The following is a 20550-nucleotide window of genomic DNA, read 5'->3' as shown; positions in this document are numbered from 1 at the left end:
CCACCGGCTCCCGGGTCACCGGCCCAGCAGCTTCTCCAACGCGTCCGCCGCCGCGGGCGCCCCACCGCTGGAGCGGACCACCTCGCCCATCTCCGCCACGGCCGCCCGGTTGGCGGAGGCCGCCGACACCGCCGCGCGCAACCCGGCCGGCGTCCGGTCCTCCAGCGTGACGCCCAAGCCCAGTTCCGCGGCCCGTGCCGCGATGGCCCGCTGCTCGGGGATCTGCGGCACGGTCACGAACGGCACGCCGTGGTACAGCGACTCCATGATCGAGTTCATGCCCGCGTGGCTGAGGAACACCGACGCGTGCCGCAGCACGGCCACCTGCGGCACGCGGGGGTGCGCCGAGATGTTCGCGGGCAGCGGTCCGAGCCGGGCGGGGTCCAGGTCGCCGATCGACATCACGACCTCCCACGGCTCGTCCGCGAACGCCTCGACGCACGCCCGGTAGAACTCGGGACGCGAGTTGAACACGGTGCCCAGCGAGACCAGCAGCACCGGCGAGTCGGTCTTCGGCGACCACTCCTCGGCGTCCTGCCAGCTGCCCAGCGACGGCCCCACGAAGTGGAACCGGTCGTCGAAGGTCTCGGCGGACAGCTGGAACGAGCGCGGCACGAACACCACGCTCATCGGCGCGACGTGGCCGAACATCAGGTTCGGGTCGTCCAGGAAGCTGAAGCCGGAGGCGAACTTCGCCATCCGCCCGATCGCCGCGACCAGCTTCGGGTGCTGGTGGTCGAACGACGGCGGCAGGTAGACCTGGGTCGCCGAGAACCGCTCGTTCTCCGCGAACGTGGGCACCAGCGCCACCTCTGGCACGCCGAGCAGGTTGGCCAGCATCCGGCCGGTGAACGTCACCGAGTCGTAGCACACCGCGTCGGGCCGGTCGGCCTCGAAGTGCGCGGCCAGCACCGGGAACGACACCTCGGCGTCGTCCAGGAAGTACTCCAGCGTGACCGACAGCTGCTCGGCGGTGAACTCGCCGCGCGCGTCCAGGTCCGGCGGCAGTTCGGACGGCAGCACGACCGGCGTGGCGCCCGCCCTGGCCGCGCCGTCGGCGGTGGCCGGACCGGTGGCGTAGCTGACCCGGTGGCCGCGCCGGACCAACTCCTCCACCAGCGGCAGGGTGGGATTGACGTGCCCGGCGGCGGGCGCGCTGACAAAGGCGAAGTGCCCCATTCTCAGTCCTCCTCCAGCACCACGGGCAGCGACTTGTGCCCGTTGGTGAAGAACGACCCCAACGGTTCCAGGTCCGCCGACGGCACGGCGAGCCGAAGGTTCGGGAACCGCTCGAACAACGCCCGCAACGCCACCGTGGCCTCCATCCGGGCCAGCGGCGAGCCGAGGCAGAAGTGCACGCCGTGGCCGAACGACAGGTGGTCGCGCCGGGACGGCCGGGTGATGTCGAACGCCTCGGCGTTCTCGCCGTGGCGCGCCGGGTCGCGGCCGGCCGCGCCGAACGACACCAGGATCGCGTCGCCCTTGGCGATCGGCACGCCGTCGACCTCGACGTCGCGCACCGCGTACCGCAGCGGCAGGTTCGGCACCGGCGCCTGCCAGCGCAGCGTCTCGTCCACCACGTCGTCCCACGTGCTCGTCCCGGCCGTGACGAGGCCGAGCTGGGACGGGTGCGTGGCCAGCGCGTGCACCGCGCTGTCGAGCAGGTTGACCGTGGTCTCGAAGCCGGCGCTGATGGTCAGCAGCAACGTGTCCAGCAGCTCCTGCTCGCCGAGCCTGCTGCCGTCCTCCTCCTGCGCGGTGATCAGGTCGCTGGTCATGTCGTCGCCGGGGTTCGCGCGCTTCTCCGCCACGAGGCCCTTCAGCAGCAGGTACAGCTCGGCGGACGCGTCCTGCACGCCTTCGGGGTCGGCGTCGAGGCTGAACACCGACTCCACGAGGCGGCGCAGGTCCGCGCCGGTCTGCGCGGACAGCCCGAACAAGCCGCTGATCACCCGGATGGGCAGCTGGAAGGCGAACTCCGCGCGCAGGTCGACCACCTCGCCGCGCGGCACGGCGGCCAGCCGGTCGATCAGGTCGGCGGTGATCTCCTCCACGCGCGGGCGCATGGCGTCGATGCGCCGGGCGGTGAACGCCTTGGCCACCAGCTTGCGCAGCCGGGCGTGGTCCTCGCCGTAGGCGGTGAACATGTTCTTCATCGCCACCCACATGATCAGCGGCCAGTCGGGCGGGATCTCGCCGTTGCGCCACGCGGGCCAGTGCCGGTTGGCGTCCTTGGAGACGGCCGGGTCCAGCAGCACGGCCTTGACGGCCTCGTGGCCGGTCACCGCCCACGCGCCGATGCCGCCGGGCAGCTCGACGGGCGTGGTGTGGCCGCGTTCGCGCAGGTCCGCCGCCTCGCCGAAGATGTCGCCGCCGGACGGGTCGATGGTGTACCGCTCGACCGGCGGGATCTCGACGGACTCCGTCACGAACGTCGTGCCGCGCTTGGGCGGCTCGGTGACCTCCAGCAGCGCGGCGGTGAACCGGGAGCCCATGCCCAGGCCGACCACCATGATCGTGTCGCCCGGCTCCAGGTCGCCGTCGTTGAGCAGGTGGTCGACGCCGAGCAGCTGGTCGCACGGCCCGACGTGGCCGAGTTCGCGCAGGAACGGCCAGGTGGTGCGGTCCAGGTCGATGCCGAGCGGTTCCAGCACGACCACCTGCAGCTGCGCCAGCCCGAGCCCGGTGATGACGAACCGGGTGATGTCGGCGATCGCGACGTTCGCTTCCTTGGCGGCCTGCTCGACCGCGTTGACCAGCGCCTCGCTCATCAGGGTCAGGTAGGGCGCGAGGCCGGTGACCTCGATGGGCGTGCGGTTGCGGTGGCCGAGCGGGTCGGGGATGGACGGGGTGGCGAGCACTTCCATCTGGGTGGCGGAGCTGTTGGCGGTGGAGACCAGGCGTGCCCGGCCGCCGTCGCGGGTGAGCACGGCCGCCGCGGCGCCGTCGGCCAGGAAGATGCCGACGGTGGGCTGCCAGCGTTCCCAGCGGGGCGGCAGGAACCGGGCGGTCGCGGTGACCAGGGTGGCGGTGGCGGACCGGTCGGCCACCAGGTGGGCGGCGGCGGCCTGGAGCGCGGCCGAGCCGCCGTTGCTGGTCGCCTCCACCTCGTAGACCAGGGCGTGGCCGAGGCCCAGGACGCGCTGGAGGTGGCACGAGGACGCCATGTGGTCCTGGTGGTCCATCTGCGCGTAGGCGGCCATCGAGATGTCGGCGCCGGTCAGCCCGGACTGGCGCAGCGCGCCGATCGCCGCCCGCACCGCCATGGCGTGCTCGGTCAGGTCGTCGGACTGGGTGAAGGAGGTGAAGTCGGACAGCGCGAGCAGCCGCCGCATGGTGTCGGTGTCCGGCACGGCGTCCGTCGCCCGCGTGCGCGGCGGCAGGTGGTGCCCGGTGCCGCCGATGAACACGTCATCCCAGATCATGGACGTCCCTTTCCCTGAGTTCGGACAACCCGGCGCCGTACCCGCGGAAGTCCATGAGCCAGCTGCTGATCGCCAGTGCGGTGGAGGCGGAGTGCTGTTCGAGCACGGAGAAGTGGTCGCCGGTGACCACCACCGACTCCTGCCCGGACGGTGGGCGCTCGTGCGTCGTGCCGACGTGCAGCACCGGCGCGCCGATCGGGTCCGGTTCCCACTGCCCGGCCAGGTCGAGGTAGCGGCCCATCGCGACCAGCCGGTCGTCGTCGACGGGGTGGACCTGGTGCTCGGGGTCGAGCACGCCGTCGAGCACCGCGCGCGGGTCGTCGGCAGGCGTGATCAGCACCAGCGCGGCCGGTGTCACGCCCCTGGCTTCGAGGCGACCGGCGACGGCGCGGGCCAGCCACGCCCCGACCGACCGGCCGACCAGCGCGAACTCGCCCACGACCGCGTCGACGACCGCGTCCGTCACCGCGTCCACCAGGGCTTCGGCGGTGGCGGGCAGCGGACCGCCGGCGAAACCGGGCAGCGGCACGGCGGTCACGTCCCGCATCGCCTCCAGCGCGGCGGCGAACCGGGCGTACTCCTCCACGCCGGTGAACGCCAACGCGGACGGCAGGCAGACCAGCGCGGGCGGCACGAACCCGGTGGTGAGCTTGACCGGCGTGACGTCGAGCCGGTCGGCGAGCGGGCCGAGCCGAGCCGCGGTGGCCAGCAGCTCGACGCCGTCCCGCGCGCGGTCGACGTCGATCGCCTTGCGCAGCAACGTCTCCATCGGTCCGGCGTCCCGGTTGGCGGTGCCGCGCAGCAGCCCGTAGAGGTGGTTGGCCAGCTGGGCGGGTGTCGGGAAGTCGAAGACGGCGGTCGCGGCCAGTTGCAGGCCGGTGGCCGCGTTGAGCCGGTTGCGCAGCTCGATCGCGGTGAGCGAGTCGACGCCGTGGTCGCGGAAGGCCTGCTGCGGGTCGGCGGTGAGCCGCGTGGTGTGGCCGAGGACGGCCGCGCCGTGCGTGTTGATCACGTCCAGCAGCAGGGCGCGCTGCTCGGGCTCGGCCAGTGCGGCGAGCCGGCCGATCAGGTCGGCCGGCGTGACCGCGGGCACCTTCGCCTGCCGGGACCGCGCCTGGTCGCGCAGCAACGCCGTCTTCGCCGTGGCCGGGTCGAGGTGGGCGGGCACCAGCACCGGCTCGCCGGTCGCCAGGCCGATGTCGAGCAGCGCGAGCGCCCGGTCCGTCGGCAGCGCGAGCAGTCCCGCGCGGGCCAGGCGGAGCCGGTCGGCCTCGCCGAGGTGGCCGGTGATGCCGCTCTCCTGCGCCCAGTAGCCCCAGGCCAGCGACACGGCGGGCAGGCCGAGCGCGTGCCGGTGGCGGGCGAGCGCGTCGAGGAACGAGTTGGCCGCCGCGTAGTTGGCCTGGCCGGGACTGCCCAGCACGCCCGCCACGGACGAGAACAGCACGAACGCGTCCAGGTCGTGGGTCAGCTCGTGCAGGTGCCAGGCCGCGTCCACCTTGGGCCGCAGCACGGCGTCCAGCTGCTCGGGGGTGAGGGAGTCGACCACGGCGTCGTCCACGATCCCGGCGGTGTGCACGACGACGCGCAGGTCGTCGATCGTGGCGAGGAGGCGGGCGAGGTCGGCGCGGTCGGCGACGTCGCACGCGGCCACGGTGACGGTCGCGCCGAGGTCGGCCAGCTCGGCGTGGAGTTCCGCCGCGCCGGGGGTCTCCGAACCGCGCCGTCCGGCCAGGACCACGTGCCGCACGCCGTGGTCGGTGACGAGGTGACGCGCGGTCAGGCCGCCGAGGACGCCCAACCCACCGGTAATCAGCGCGGTGCCGCGCAGCGGGCGTGGCGCGGCGTCCTTGGTGGACTTGGTGAGCCTGGGGACCAGCGCTTCGCCGTCGCGCAGCCGCAGTTGCGGTTCCGCTTGGGCGAACGCGGTGCGCACGGCGGCCGGCAGCGCCTGGCGGGACGCCTCCGCGTCGTCGTGCTCGACCAGCAGGAAACGGCCGGGGTGCTCGGTCTGCGCGCTGCGCACCAGCCCTCGGGCCGCCGCGTGGGGCAGGTCGTCGGCACGGGTGACGATCACCAGGCGGGTGTCGTCGGCCAGGGCTCGCCGCACGTCGTGGAGCACCTGCCGGGTGAGCGCGTGGGTCCGTTCGACCGGGTCTCCCCCGGTGGCCGCGAGGTCGAGGAACTCCGCCGCCACGTCCGGCGCGTCGGTGCCCGGCAACGGCGTCCAGTCGAGGGTGAACAGGGAGTTGGGGTGGCGGGCGACGGCGAGACCGCCCAGTTCGACGGGACGCAGCACGAGGGAGTCGATGGTGGCCACCGGCGTGCCGGCGGTGTCGGTGGCGCTGACCGCGTAGGTGTCCGGCGCGGTGGGCGACAGCACGACCCGCAGGGTGGCCGCCGTGCCGGTGATCGACACGCCCGCGAACGAGAACGGCAACCTGGCCAGGCCCTGGCCGGGGCCGTCGACCTCGGCGGTGATGCCGGTGAGCAGGGTGAGCGGCTGGATCGCCGCGTCCAGCAGGGCCGGGTGGATGCCGAAGCCGGTCAGCTGCGCGTGGTCGGCCGGGAACGCGACCTCGGCGTGCAGGTCGTCGCCGTGCCGCCAGATGGCGCGCAGTCCTTGGAACGTCGGGCCGTAGTCGTAGCCCGCGTCGGCGAGCGTGTCGTACAGGGTGGCGATGTCGACCGGGGTCGCGTCGGCCGGTGGCCACGTGGCGGGCCCGGTCGGCGGGGTGGCCGGTTCGGGGCGCAGGACGCCGGTGGCGTGGCGGGTCCAGTCGTCCGGCTCGGCGGTGGTGCGCGAGTGCAGCGTGACGGGACGTCGCCCGGTGCCGTCCGGCGTGCCGACGGTGACCTGGACGTGCACGGTGTCGTGCAGCGGCAGGGGGGCTTCGAGCACGAGTTCGGCCAACACCGGGCAGCCGACGTGCCCGCCGGCCTGCAACGCCAGCTCCACGAACCCGGTGGCGGGCAGCAGCGCCGTGTCGAGGACGGTGTGCTCGGCCAGCCAGGGGTGCGCGGACCGGGCGAGCACACCGGTCAGCACCACGCCCTGGCCGTCGGGCAGCGTGACGGAGGCGCGGAGCAACGGGTGGTCCAGCGCGTCGAGGCCCGCGCCGGTCACGTCCACCGGCACGCTCGGCACCAACCAGAACCGCTCCCGCTGGAACGGGTAGGCGGGCAGGTCGAGGTGGACGCGCGGGGCCGGCGGACGCCAGTCCGCGCCCTGTTCCCAAAGCCGGCCGAGCGCCGCGAGGAGTCGTTCGGGCGAGTCGTCCTCCCGACGCATCACCCCGACCGGCACCAGCGTGGGATGCGGACCGATCTCCAGGAACGTCGTCACACCACTGGCACGCAACCACTCCATGCCATCCTCGAACCGCACCGCCTCCCGCGCCTGACGCACCCAATAGCCTGCGTCAAAAACCGTGCCTGCGGAGAGGTCCCCGCCCAGGGGACCCCTGTTCTCAACGCTATCGGAACCGTCCGGCGAAATCGTCGACACGATCGGGAACTGGGGATAACCGAACGACAACCCCTCCACCACCCGCCCGAACTCCACCAGCATCGGCTCCATGTGAGCCGAGTGGAACGCATGACTCACCGCCAACCGCCGCGTCTCGCGTCCCCGTTCCCGCCACAGCTCGGCGAGCCGCAACACCGCGTCCTCGTCACCGGAGACCACCACCGCCTCGGGCCCGTTCACGGCCGCGATCTCGACCCCCTCGGTGAGGTCGATCTCCGCCTCGGACGCCCGGATCGACACCATCGCGCCACCCGGCGGCAACTCCTGCATCAACCGGCCACGCGCCAACACCAACGTGCACGCATCATCCAAACTCAGCACACCCGCAACATGCGCGGCGGCGATCTCACCCACCGAATGCCCGATCAAGTAATCGGGCCGCATCCCCAGCGACTCGACCAACCGGAACAGGGCAACCTCGATCGCGAACAACGCCGGCTGCGTGAACCCGGTCTGATCCAGATCGGCCTCCCACAACGACAAACCAAGCCGACCGCACACCTCGTCCACAACCCCCGCGAACACCGGATACGCGTCATAAAGACCACGACCCATCCCACGCCACTGCGAACCCTGACCCGAGAACACGAACGCCGTCTTGCCCGCACGTGCCGCCTCGATCGGGGCGTCGGCCAAGGCGTCGAGGTCGGCCAAGAGCCTGGTCGGATCGGTGAACGCGGCACGGTAGGGGAACCGCGTCCGCATCGCCAGGACCGGGCCCACCGCCGGGTCGTCGGCGTAGTCGCGCAGCCGCTGTGCCTGCGCCCTCAACGCCTCCGGCGACTTCGCCGACAACAACCACGGCACCCGCTCGACCACCTCCACCGACTCAGTCGGAGGAACGTGTTCCAGGATCACGTGCGCATTCGTCCCGCTGATCCCGAACGCGGAGACGCCGGCCCGGCGCGGGCGGTCGGTCTCCGGCCACGGCCGGTCCTCGGTGAGGAGCCGGATCTCGCCGCGCTCCCACTCGACGTGCGGTGTCGGCTCGTCCACGTGCAGCGTCCGCGGCATCTGCCCGTGCCGCATCGCCATGATCATCTTGATGACGCCCGCGATACCCGCAGCCGCCTGCGTATGACCGATGTTCGACTTCACCGAACCCAACCACAACGGCTCCGAACGCTCCTGACCATACGTAGCCAACAACGCCTGAGCCTCAATCGGATCACCCAACGTCGTACCAGTCCCATGCGCCTCCACCACATCCACATCCGACGACACCAAACCCGCATTCGCCAAAGCCTGACGAATCACCCGCTCCTGAGACGGACCATTAGGCGCAGTCAAACCATTCGACGCACCATCCTGATTCACCGCCGAACCCGCCACCACCGCCAACACCCGATGCCCGAGCCGACGCGCCTCCGACAACCGCTCCAACAACACCAAACCCGCGCCCTCACCCCAGCTCGTGCCGTCAGCCGAGGACGAGAAGGACTTCGAGCGGCCGTCGGCGGACAGGCCGTGCTGCCGGGAGAACTCCACGAAGCTCGCGGGTGTGGCCATGACCGTCACGCCGCCCGCCAGCGCCAGGTCGCACTCGCCGGACCGCAGCGCCTGCGCCGCCAGGTGGATCGCCACCAACGATGACGAGCACGCCGTGTCGACCGACAGGGCCGGGCCTTCCAAACCGAGCAGGTACGACACCCGCCCGGACGTCACGCTGGGGGCCGTGCCGGTGGCCAGGTAACCCTCGACGTCCCGGGAGACCTGGTCCACGCCGCCCGCGTACCCGGATGCCCAACTACCCGTGAACACACCGGTCCGGCTGCCCCGCAACGAGGTCGGGTCGATCCCGGCGTGCTCGAACGTCTCCCACGCCGTCTCCAGCACCAAGCGCTGCTGAGGATCCATCGCCACCGCCTCACGCGGCGAGATCCCGAAGAACGACGCGTCGAACCCACCCACGTCGGCCAGGAACCCGCCGGACCTGGTGTAGGTGGTGCCGGGTCCGCCCGCCGGGTCGTAGAGCCTGTCCAGGTCCCAGCCGCGATCGTCCGGGAAGTCGCCGATCGCGTCGACACCGTCCGCGACGAGCCGCCACAGGTCCGCCGCCGACGCGACACCGCCCGGGTAGCGGCACCCCATGCCGACCACCACGATCGGGTCGTCGGTGACCGCCACGGCGACCGGCGCGACGACCGGTCGGGCCGCGCCGAGCAGCACTTCCCGCAGGTGGTCGGCCAGTCTCGCCGGGGTGGGGTGGTCGAACGTCATGGTCGCCGACAACCGGACGCCGACCGCCGCGGCCAGCCGGTTGCGCAGCTCCACGGCGGTCAGCGAGTCGAAGCCGAGGTCCTTGAACGCCCGGTCGACGTCGACGCCGTCCGTGCGCCCGAGGACGGCCGCGCTGTGCGTGGTGATCAGCTCCAGCAGGGCCGCGCGCTGCTCGGCTTCGGGCAGTGCGCCGAGGTCCCGCGCCACCCCTGCCGTCCGGGCGGGCCGACGACGGGTCAGTGCGCGCAGCACCGGCCGGTCGCCCAGCGCCGACACCCGCAGCCCGGCGGCCACCAGGGTCGGCTCGGGCGCGGTGAGGGCGGCGTCGAACAGGGCCAGGCCGTGTTCGGTGGACAGCGGCACGACGCCGGATCGCGCCAAGCGCCGTTGGTCGGCGTCGGCCAACCGCCCGGTCAGCCCGCTGGCCTGCGCCCACTGCCCCCATGCCACCGACACCGCGGCCAAGCCCTGCCGGCGGCGGTGCTCGGCCAGGGCGTCCAGGTAGGCGTTGGCGGCGGCGTAGTTGCCCTGGCCGGCGCTGCCGAGCACACCGGCGGCCGACGAGAACAGCACGAACGCGCCCAGGTCGAGGTGTCGGGTCAGCTCGTGCAGGTGCCGGGCGGCGTCGGCCTTCCCGGCGCGCACCGCGGCGAGCCGTTCGGGGGTCAACGACTCGATCACGCCGTCGTCCAGCACCCCCGCCGCGTGCACCACGGCCGTCAGGTCGGGTATCCCGGCCAGGAGTGCGGCCAGCGCCTCCCGGTCGCCCACGTCGCACGCGACCACGGTGACGTCCGCGCCGTCGATGGCGACCGACGACCCGCCGGACCGGCTCACGAGCACGAGCTTCCGCACGCCGTGCGCGGTGACGAGGTGCCGGGCGACCAGCAGGCCCAGCGTGCCGGTGCCGCCGGTGACGAGCACCGTGCCGCCCAGGCCATCGGGACCACCCACACCGAGCGGGGCGGGAACGGTCAGCACGATCTTGCCGACGTGCCCGGCCTGGCTCATGTGCCGGAACGCCTCCCGCGCCCGCCGGACGTCCCACGCGGTGATCGGCGGCACGCTCAGGTCGTCCGCCTCGATCAGCCGCACGACCTCCGCCAGCACCTCGCCGAGCCGCTCCGGGCCGGCTTCGGCCAGGTCGAACGCCCGGTAGCCGGGCACGTCGCGGACGTCGGCCTTGCCCATGTCGACGAACCGGCCGCCGTCGGCCAGCAGCCGCAGCGACGCGTCGGTGAACTCGCCGGTCAACGAGTTGAGCACCACGTCCACGTGCGGGAAGAGCTGCTCGAACTCCAGCGTCCGAGACGACGCGATGTGGTCGTCGTCCAGACCCAGACCGCGCAGCACGTCCCACTTGCCGGGGCTCGCCGTGGCGAACACCTCCGCGCCGGCCCGGCGGGCAAGCTGGATGGCCGCCATGCCGACGCCGCCCGTGCCGGCGTGGATCAGCACCCGGTCGCCCTCCCGGAGCCCGCCGAGGTCGACCAGGCCGTACCAGGCGGTCAGGAACGCCACCGGGACGGCGGCGGCCCGGGTGAACGTCCAGTCGGCGGGCATCGGCGCGAGCACCCGGTGGTCCGCGACCGCGCTCGGCCCGAACGCGCCGGACAGCAGGCCGAGCACCCGGTCCCCGACGCGCAACCCGGTGACGGCCGAGCCGACCTCGGTGACCACGCCCGCGCCTTCGCTGCCGAGCGTCGCCGGGACCGGGTAGACGCCCAGCGCGATCAGCACGTCGCGGAAGTTCATCCCCGCCGCCCGCACCCCGACCCGGACCTCGTGCGGCCGCAACGGGGTGTCGACGGCCTCGGCGAACACCAGGTCGTCGAGGTTGCCGGTGCCCGGCTCCACCAGCGAGCCCGTGACCGGCCCGTGCGCGGCGGCCCGGACGAGCCGGGGCACGTGGACCACACCACGCCGGACGGCGAGCTGGTCTTCGTCGTCCAGGACGACCGGCGGTGAGTCGTCGGTGTCCACCAGGACGAAGCGGCCGGGGTGTTCGGCCTGCGCGGCGCGGACCAGGCCCCACACGGCCGCGCCGTCGAGGTCGTCCAGGTGGTCGCCGGGCGCCGCGGCCACCGCGTCGCGGGTGTGCACGACCAACCGCCCGTCGCCGTCCTCGGCGAGGAAGGCCTGGAGCAGCGCCAGCGCTTCCTCGACCGAAGCCGGCGCCACGACGCGGTCCGGGGTGGCCGCGTCGCCGTCACGGCGGATCCAGTCCAGCTTGAACAGGGCGTCGTCGGCTCGACGCGCCATCGGGCGGGTGGTGACCGAGCCGATCGTGACGATCGGCGAGCCGGAGTCGTCGGCGAGCGCGACGCTGTAACCGGCGGTCGCCGTGCCCGACAGCCTGACCCGGGCGGTCGACGCGCCGGCGCGGTGGAGCGTGATCCCGGTGAGGGAGAACGGCAACCGCACCTCGCCGGTCGCGTCGGCCAACAACGCCAGCGGTTGCAGCGCCGCGTCGAGCAGCGCGGGATGCGTGCCGTACCGGGCGGCGTCGTCCACCGACACCTCGGCGAACACCTCGCCGTCCGCACGCCACACCGCGCGCACGCCTTGGAACGCCGGACCGTGCTCGTACCCCGCGCCCGCCAACGCGTCGTAGAGGTCCCGCACGTCGACGGGCCGCGCGCCGGCCGGTGGCCAGCTCGCCGGGAACGCCGGTGCGGTGACCGGTTCGGCCGCGAGGACGCCGGTGGCGTGCCGCACCCAGTCGTCCTGCCCCTGGGACCGCACCTCCACCGGGTGGCGGCCCGCGTCGTCCGCCACGCCCACGACCACCTGCACCCGCACGGCGCCGTCGAGCACCAGGGGCGATTCGAGGACCAGCTCCTCGACCGCCGCGCAGCCGACCACCCCCGCCGCGTGCGCGACCAGTTCCACGAACACCGTCGCGGGCAGCAGCACGGTCCCCAGCACCGCGTGGTCGGCCAGCCACGGGTGCGTGGCCGTGGACACCGTGCCGGTCAGCACCACGGCCCGGTCGCCGGGCAGCTCCACGGACGCGCCGAGCAGCGGGTGGTCGACCGGGTCGAGGCCCGCGCCGGAGACGTCGCCGGAGCCCCGCGGCGCCAGCCAGAAGCGCTCCCGCTGGAACGGGTACGTCGGCAGGCCGACCGCCGGCGACGGCACGCCCCAGTCGACGTCCACGCCCAGCACGAACAACCGCGCGGCGGCGGCCAGGAAGTCGTCACGCCCGCCCTGGTCGCGGCGCAGCGTGCCGCTGGTCGTGGCGTCCTGCTCCTCCAGCGCGGGCACCAGCACCGGGTGCGGGCTGATCTCCACGAACACCGGCGAGCCCTCGGCCAGCAACGCGCGTGCGGCCTGCTCGAACAGCACCGGCGCACGCAGGTTCCGGTACCAGTAGGCGGCGTCGAGCCCGGCGGTGTCGATCACCTCGCCGGTCACCGTGGAGTGGAACGGGATCCGCGCGGACGTCGGCGTGATGTCCGCGAGGTCGGCCAGCAGCCGGTCGCGGATGGCCTCGACCTGGGCGGAGTGGGCGGCGTAGTCCACCGGCAGGCGGCGGGCGCGGACCTCGTCGAACGCCGCCAGCAGCTCGTCCAACGCGTCCGTGTCACCGGACACGACCACCGAGCCGGGCGCGTTGACCACCGCGACGGTCAGCCGCTCGCCCCACCGGGCCAGGTAGCCGGCGGCCCGGTCGGCGGACAGGCCGAGCGACACCATCCCGCCCCGGCCCGAGATCGCGACCAGGGCCTTGCTCCGCAGCGCGACCACGCGGGCGGCGTCCTCCAGCGACAACGCGCCCGCGACGTGCGCGGCGGCGATCTCGCCCTGCGAGTGGCCGACCACCACGTCCGGCTCGACGCCGACCGACTGCCACAGCCGCGCCAGCGCCACCATCACCGCGAACAACGCGGGCTGCACCACGTCGACCCGGTCCAGCCCACCGCCGTTCAGTACCTCGACCAACGACCAGTCGACGTGCGGCTCCAACGCCCGCTCGCACGCGTCGACCGCCTCGCGGAACACCGGCTCCGCCGCGTAGAGGTCCCGGCCCATCCCGACCCACTGCGCGCCCTGACCCGGGAACACGAACACCGTCCGGTCCGGCGAGCCCGCCACCCCGGACACCACGTCCGGTCCGAGGATCGCGGCCCGGTGCGGGAACCTCGTCCGACCGGCCAGCGCGCGGCCGACGCGCACGTCCGGGTGGTCGGCGGCGAACTCCCGCACCCGTCGGACCTGCTCCCGCAGCGCGGGTTCGCTCTTCGCCGACACCAGCCAGGGCAGCTCCACGCCGGTGGTCGGCCCGGTCGGGTCCGGCGCCTGCTCCAGCACGACGTGCGCGTTGGTCCCGCTGATCCCGAACGACGACACGGCGGCGCGCCGGGGACGTCCGGTCTCCGGCCACGCGACCGGTTCGGTCAACAGCCGGATGTCCCCGGCCGTCCAGTCCACGTGCGGCGTCGGCTCGTCCACGTGCAACGTCTTCGGCAGCACGCCGTGCCGCAGCGCCAACACCATCTTGATCACACCGGCGACACCGGCCGCCGCCTGCGTGTGGCCGATGTTCGACTTGACGGAACCCAGCCACAACGGCTCGGACCGCTCCGCCCCGTACGTCGCCAACAACGCCTGGGCCTCGATCGGATCACCCAGCGACGTGCCGGTGCCGTGCGCCTCCACCGCGTCCACGTCGGACGGCTCCAGACCCGCGTTCGCCAACGCCTGGCGGATCACCCGCTCCTGCGACGGACCGTTCGGCGCGGTCAGACCGTTCGACGCGCCGTCCTGGTTCACCGCCGTGCCGGCCAGCACCGCCAACACCTGGTGACCATTGCGACGGGCGTCCGACAGCCGCTCCAGCAGCACCAGACCCGCGCCCTCGCCCCAGCTCGTGCCGTCGGCGGCGGCGGAGAACGGCTTGCACCGGCCGTCGACCGCCAACCCCCGCTGCCGCGAGAACTCGGTGAAGCCCACCGGCGTCGCGATCACCGTGACCCCGCCGGCCAACGCCAGGTCGCACTCACCCGTGCGCAGCGCCTGCGCGGCCAGGTGCATCGCGACCAGCGACGACGAGCACGCCGTGTCGAGGGAGACCGCGACGCCCTCCAACCCGAGCAGGTAGGCGATCCGGCCGGACACCACGCTGGTCGCCGCGCCGGTGCCGAGGTAGCCCTCGACGTCCGAGGGCGCGCCCGCGCCGTACCCGGAGGCCCAGATGCCGGTGAACACCCCGGTCCGGCTGCCGTGCAACGAGGTCGGGTCGATCCCGCCGTGCTCGAACGCCTCCCAGGCCGTCTCCAGCAGCACGCGCTGCTGCGGGTCCATCGCCAACGCCTCGCGCGGCGAGATGCCGAAGAAGTCCGCGTCGAACCCCGCCACGTCGCTCAGGAAGCCGCCGGAGCGGGTGTAGCTGGTGCCCGCGTGGTCGGGGTCCGGGTGGTAGAGCCGGGCCAGGTCCCAGCCGCGGTCGTCGGGGAAGTCCGTGATGGCGTCCACGCCGTCGGACACCAGCCGCCACAGGTCGTCCGGCGACTCGACGCCGCCGGGCAGCCGACAGCCCATGCCCACGATCACGATCGGGTCGTCGTCCACCGCGCGCACGACCGGCGCGGCGATCTCCCGACGCGTGCCGACGAGCTCGCCGCGCAGGTAGTCGGCCAGGCGTGCCGGGGTGGGGTGGTCGAACGTCACGGTGGCGGGCAGCCGCAGGCCGGTGGCCGTGCCGAGGCGGTTGCGCAGCTCCACGGCGGTCAGCGAGTCGAACCCGAGGTCCTTGAACGGCTGCCGCGTGTCGACGGCGTCCGGTGACGCGTGCCCGAGCACGGTGGCGGTGTTGGCCGTGACGACGTCGAGCACCGCGGCGGCCTGCTCGGCCGCCGGCAGCGACCGCAGCCGGTCGGCCAGCACACCGCGGTGGACCGGCCGCTTGACCGGTTTGCGGCCCACCAGCCCGCGCAGGGCCGAGGGCAGCACGGGCGTGCGGGCCAGGGCGGGCAGGTTCAGCGCGACGGGCGCGACGGCGGCCCGGTCGACGGCCAGCGCGGCGTCGAACAGGTCCAGCGCGTGCTCGGTGGCCAGCGGAACGACGCCCGCGCGGGTCAGGCGTTGCCGGTCGGCGTCGGAGAGGTGCCCGGTCATGCCGCTGGCCTCGGCCCAGTACCCCCACGCCAGCGAGACGGCGGGCAGGCCGAGGGCGCGCCGGTGCACGGCCAAGGCGTCGAGGAACGTGTTCGCGGCGGCGTAGTTGGCCTGGCCGGGGCTGCCCAGCACGCCGGAGGCGGAGGAGAACAGCACGAACGCGGCCAGGTCGAGATGCCGGGTCAGCTCGTGCAGGTGCCAGGCCGCCCGCGCCTTGGGCGCGAACACCGCGGCCACCTGGTGCGGCGTCAGCTCGGTGACCAGGGCGTCGTCCAGCACACCGGCGGCGTGCACCACGGCGGTCAGGTCCGGGATCGAGGCCACCAGGTCCGCCGCCTGGTCGCGGTCGGACACGTCGCACGCGACGACCCGCACGTCCGCGTCCAGCTCCGGCGCTTCGCCGCCGCCGCGACCGACCAGCACCAGCCGCCGCACACCGTGCTCCGCGACCAGGTGCGCGGCGATGGCCCGGCCGAGCGTGCCCAGGCCACCGGTGACCAGCACCGTGCCGTCGAGGGCGGCGGGCAGGGTCAGCACGATCTTGCCGATGTGCTGGGCCTGGCTCATGTGCCGGAACACGTCCACCGCGTCGCGCACGCCCCGGACGTCGATCGGCAACGGCGTCAGGACGCCGTCGGCGAAGGCCCGCGACACCTCGGCCAGGATGTCGCCGAGCCGACGCGGACCGGCGTCGGCGATCTCGAACGCCGTGTAGTCCACGCCGGTGTCGGCGCGGATGTCGGTCTTGCCCATCTCCACGAACCGGCCGCCGGGCGCGAGCAGGCGCAGGGACGCGTCGGTGAACTCGTCGGCCAGGGAGTTGAGCACCACGTCCACGTGCGGGAAGAGCTGCTCGAACTCCAGCGTCCGCGACGACGCGATGTGGTCGTCGTCCAGGCCCAGTCCGCGCAGCACGTCCCACTTGCCGGGGCTCGCGGTGGCGAACACCTCCGCGCCCAGGTGCCGGGCGAGCTGGATGGCCGCCATGCCGACGCCACCGGTGCCGGCGTGGATCAGCACGCGGTCGCCGGGTCCGGTGCGGCCCAGGTCCACCAGGCCGTACCAGGCGGTCAGGAACACGACCGGCACGGCGGCTGCCCGCGCGAACGACCAGTCGTCCGGCATCGGGGCGAGCACCCGGTGGTCGGCGACGGCGATCGGTCCGAACGCGCCCGGCACCAGGCCGAACACCCGGTCGCCCGGCCGGAACCGGTCGACGTCCGGCCCCACGTCGAGCACCACGCCCGCGCCCTCGCCGCCCATCAACGCCTCGCCGGGGTAGACGTCCAGCGCGATGAGCACGTCGCGGAAGTTCAGCCCGGCGGCCCGCAGGGCGAGCCGGACCTCGCCCGGCGCCAACGGCGCGGTCAGCTCCGGCCTCGGCACGAGCGCCAGGTCGTCGATGCTGCCGGTGCCGACGTCCTCCAGCCGCCACGGGCCGTCCGGCGGGGTGAGCGCGCGGTCCACCCGCACGAGCCGGGGCGCGAGCAGGACTCCCCGGCGCACCACCAGCTCCGACTCGTCGGCCAGCGTGCCGTCCCACGAGTCGTCCGCGTCGACCAGCGCGAACCGGCCCGGGTGCTCGGCCTGCGCCGCCCGCACCAGGCCCCACACGGTCGCGTGGGCCAGGTCGATCACGTCACCGGGCACGGCGGCGACCGCGTTGCGCGTGACGACCACCAGCCGGTCCTGGTGGCCCTGGATCGCGGCCAGGACCTCCTGGGCCGCCGCCAAGGCCACGTCGGGGGTGTCCCCCAGGTGGTCCGACACGTAGTGGCGGGTCTCGGCGGTGTCGTTCCCGGTCACCGGCGACCACTTGAGCCCGAACAGGTCGTCCGGCGCGTCGGCGAAGGCCCGCACCGACAGGGACTCCACGGACGCGACCGCGACGCCGGCCGGGTCGGCGAGCGTGACCGAGTAGGTGTCCGGGCCGCCGGACAGCCGCACGCGCAGCACGGTCGCGTCCGTGGGGCGCAGCACGACCCCGGAGAACGCGAACGGCAGCTTGGCCGGGCCGTCCGGGTGCAGCAGGGCGATCGGGTGCAGGGCCGCGTCGAGCAGCGCCGGGTGCAGGGCGAAGTGCTCCTCGGCGGGCACCTCGACCTCGGCGTGCACCTCGTCGCCGACCCGCCACGCCGCCGTGACGCCTTGGAACGCCGGGCCGTAGTCGTAGCCGAGGGCGGCGAACGCGTCGTAGAGGTGCGTGACGTCGATCGGCTCGCCGTCCGGTGGCGGCCACGGCGTCGCCCACGTCGGTTCCGGTGCGTCGCCGAGCGTGCCGGTGGCGTGCCGGACCCATTCGCCCGCGTGGGAGTGGACGGTGAGGTGGCGGAGGCCGGAGTCGTCCGGCGGCCCGACGACGACTTGGAGCCGCACCGCGTCCTGGTCCAGCACGAGCGGCGTTTCCAGCACCAGTTCCCGCACCGCGAGCGCCCCGACCTTGGTCGCGGCATGGGCGGCGAGCTCCAGGAACGCCGTGCCGGGCAGCAGCGCGGAACCGCGCACGGCGTGGTCGGCCAGCCACGGGTGGGTGGACAGCGACACCTTGCCGGTGAGCGCCGCGCCGCCGTCGGGCAGGTCCACCACCGTGGTCAGCAGCGGGTGGTCGCCGGTCTCGGCGGCGGTCGGCCGCAGCCAGAACCGCTGCCGCTGGAACGGGTAGGTGGGCAGGGGCGCGGGCGTGATGCCGGCCGGGAACGGCCAGTCGACCTCGACGCCCCGGACGTGCAGGCGGGCCAGCGCGGCGCGGAACTCGCGCGGCTGGTCGCGGCGCAGCGTCCCGGTGACCAGGACGTCACGCCCGTCGGCCGTCTCCTCCACCGCCGACGTCACCACCGGGTGCGGGCTGGCCTCGACGAACACGCCGTGGCCGTGGTCGAGCAGCGTGCGCGTGGCGTGGTCGAACCGGACCGGCTCGCGCAGGTTGCGGTACCAGTACCCGGCGTCCAGGTCGGTCGCCGGCTCGCCGGTGACCGTCGAGTACAGCGGGACGTCGCCGGGTCGCGGGGTGATGCCGGCCAGGTCGTGCCGCAGCCGGTCGCGGAGGGCTTCGACCTCGACGGAGTGGGCGGCGTAGTCGACCGGGAGCGAGCGGGCGCGGATGTCGTCGTCGGCGCAGGCGGCCAGCAGCCCGGCCAGGTCCCGGGTGTTGCCGGAGACGACGACGGTCCCGGGCGCGTTGACCACGGCGACGGTGAGCCTGCCCGCCCACCGCTCCAGGTAGGCGGCGGCGCGTTCGGGGGACAGCGCCACGGACACCATGCCGCCCTGCCCGGCCAGCGACACCAGGGCCTTGGCGCGCAGGGCGACGACCTTCGCGGCGTCCGCCAGCGACAGGATGCCCGCGACGTGCGCGGCGGCGATCTCGCCCTGCGAGTGGCCGACGACCGCGTCCGGGACCACGCCGTGGGCGCGCCAGAGCCCGGCCAGCGCCACCATCATGGCGAACAGGGCGGGCTGGACCACGTCCACGCGGTCGAGCGCGCCGTCCCGCAGGACGTCGACCAGGGACCAGTCGACGTGTGGCGCCAGGGCTTCGGCGCAGGCGTCGACGTGGGCGCGGAACACGTCGGACGTCTCGTACAGCTCGCGGCCCATGCCGGCCCACTGCGCGCCCTGACCGGGGAACACGAACACGGTCTTGCCCGGGACGCCCACCTCGCCGGTGACCAGGCCGGGTGCGCTGCCGCCGGTGGCCAGCGCGTCCAGCCCCGCGCGGTCCAGGACGACGGCGCGGTGCTCGAAGCGGGTGCGGTTCGCGAGGGCTCGGGCGACGTTGGCTGCCGGGGCGTCGACCGCCTTGAGGCGTTCGGCCTGGGCGGCGAGGGCTTGCGCGGTGCGTGCGGACACCAGCCACGGGAGGTCTTGCTCCACTGTGGACTCGGGTTCGGCCGGCACGTGTTCGATGATGACGTGGGCGTTGGTGCCGCTGATGCCGAACGACGACACGGCGGCGCGGCGCGGGCGGTCGGTCTCCGGCCACGGCGTCGGCTCGGTGAGGAGGGAGACGTTGCCCGCCGTCCAGTCCACGTGGTCGGTGGGCCGGTCGACGTGGAGCGTGCGCGGGAGGGTGCCGTGCCGCATCGCCAGGACCATCTTGATCACGCCCGCGATGCCGGCGGCGGCCTGGGTGTGGCCGATGTTCGACTTGATCGAGCCGAGGCGCAGCGGTTCCGCGCGGTCCTGGCCGTAGGTGGCCAGCAGGGCTTGCGCCTCGATCGGGTCGCCGAGCGTGGTGCCGGTGCCGTGCGCCTCGACGGCGTCCACGTCCGACGGTTCCAGCAGGGCGCTCGCCAGGGCCTGGCGGATGACGCGTTCCTGCGACGGGCCGTTCGGCGCGGCCAGGCCGTTGGACGCGCCGTCCTGGTTCACCGCGCTGCCGCGCACCACGGCGAGGACCCGGTGGCCGTTGCGGCGCGCGTCGGACAGGCGTTCCAGCAGCACCAGTCCCGCGCCCTCGGACCAGCTGGTGCCGTCGGCGGCGTCGGCGAACGACTTGATCCGCCCGTCCGGCGCGAGGCCGCGCTGCCGGGCGAACTCCACGAACCCGGCCGGGGTCGCCATCACCGTGACGCCGCCGGCCAGCGCCATCGTGCACTCGCCCGCGCGCAGCGCCTGCGCGGCCAGGTGGATCGCGACCAGCGACGACGAGCAGGCCGTGTCGACCGAGACCGCCGCGCCCTCCAGGCCGAGCAGGTAGGACACGCGGCCGGAGGTGGTGCTGGTGGCGATGCCGGTGGCGAGGAAGCCCTCCAGGTCGGGCGGCGGCTGGGCGGCGTAGCCCGAGGACCACACGCCGGTGAACACGGCGGTCCGGCTGCCGCGCAGCGAGGTCGGGTCGATGCCCGCGTGGTCGAACGTCTCCCAGGCCGTTTCCAGCAGCACGCGCTGCTGCGGGTCCATCGCCAACGCCTCGCGCGGCGAGATGCCGAAGAAGCCCGCGTCGAACCCGGCCCCGTCGGCGAGGAAGCCGCCCGACCGCGCGTAGGTCGCGCCGGGCGCGTCCGGGTCCGGGTCGTAGGGGACGTCCCAGCCCCGGTCGGTCGGGAAGTCGCCGATCGCGTCGACCCCGTCGGCGACCAGCCGCCACAGGTCGTCGGGCGACTCGACGCCGCCCGGGTAGCGGCAGCCGATGCCGATGATGGCGATCGGCTCGCGGGCGGCTTCCTCCACCTCGGCCAGGCGCTTGCCCATCACCCGCAGGTCGGCCGTGGCGCGCTTGAGGTAACTGCGGAGCTTGTCTTCGTCGGCCATGAA

General features: G+C 74.0%; 3 protein-coding genes. All 3 read right to left on the bottom strand.

The genetic code is table 11. The features are described 5' to 3' along the window. Window positions 1-15 precede the first annotated feature (15 nt). Genes ACQPYE_RS18445 through ACQPYE_RS18435 form a run of 3 tightly spaced genes read right to left on the bottom strand, consistent with a single transcriptional unit; the run spans window position 16 to window position 20547 of the window. Window positions 16-1179: a macrolide family glycosyltransferase gene (locus ACQPYE_RS18445; RefSeq protein WP_498722616.1), complete on the bottom strand. Its 1164-nt coding sequence runs from the start codon at window positions 1177-1179 to the stop codon at window positions 16-18. Window positions 1180-1181: 2 nt separating this feature from the next. Beyond that, the gene (locus tag ACQPYE_RS18440; protein WP_498722615.1) at window positions 1182-3425 is read right to left on the bottom strand and encodes a cytochrome P450; all 2244 of its coding nucleotides are present in this window, start codon (window positions 3423-3425) and stop codon (window positions 1182-1184) included. Next, entirely contained in the window at window positions 3412-20547 is a 17136-nt protein-coding gene (locus ACQPYE_RS18435) for an SDR family NAD(P)-dependent oxidoreductase (protein WP_498722613.1), read from the bottom strand. Before ACQPYE_RS18435 ends, ACQPYE_RS18440 begins: the two co-directional genes overlap by 14 nt. Window positions 20548-20550 lie beyond the last annotated feature (3 nt).

The organism is Actinosynnema sp. CA-299493 (genome assembly GCF_050946825.1).
Lineage (GTDB): Bacteria > Actinomycetota > Actinomycetes > Mycobacteriales > Pseudonocardiaceae > Actinosynnema.
This window is presented reverse-complemented; position numbering and strand designations above follow the sequence as displayed.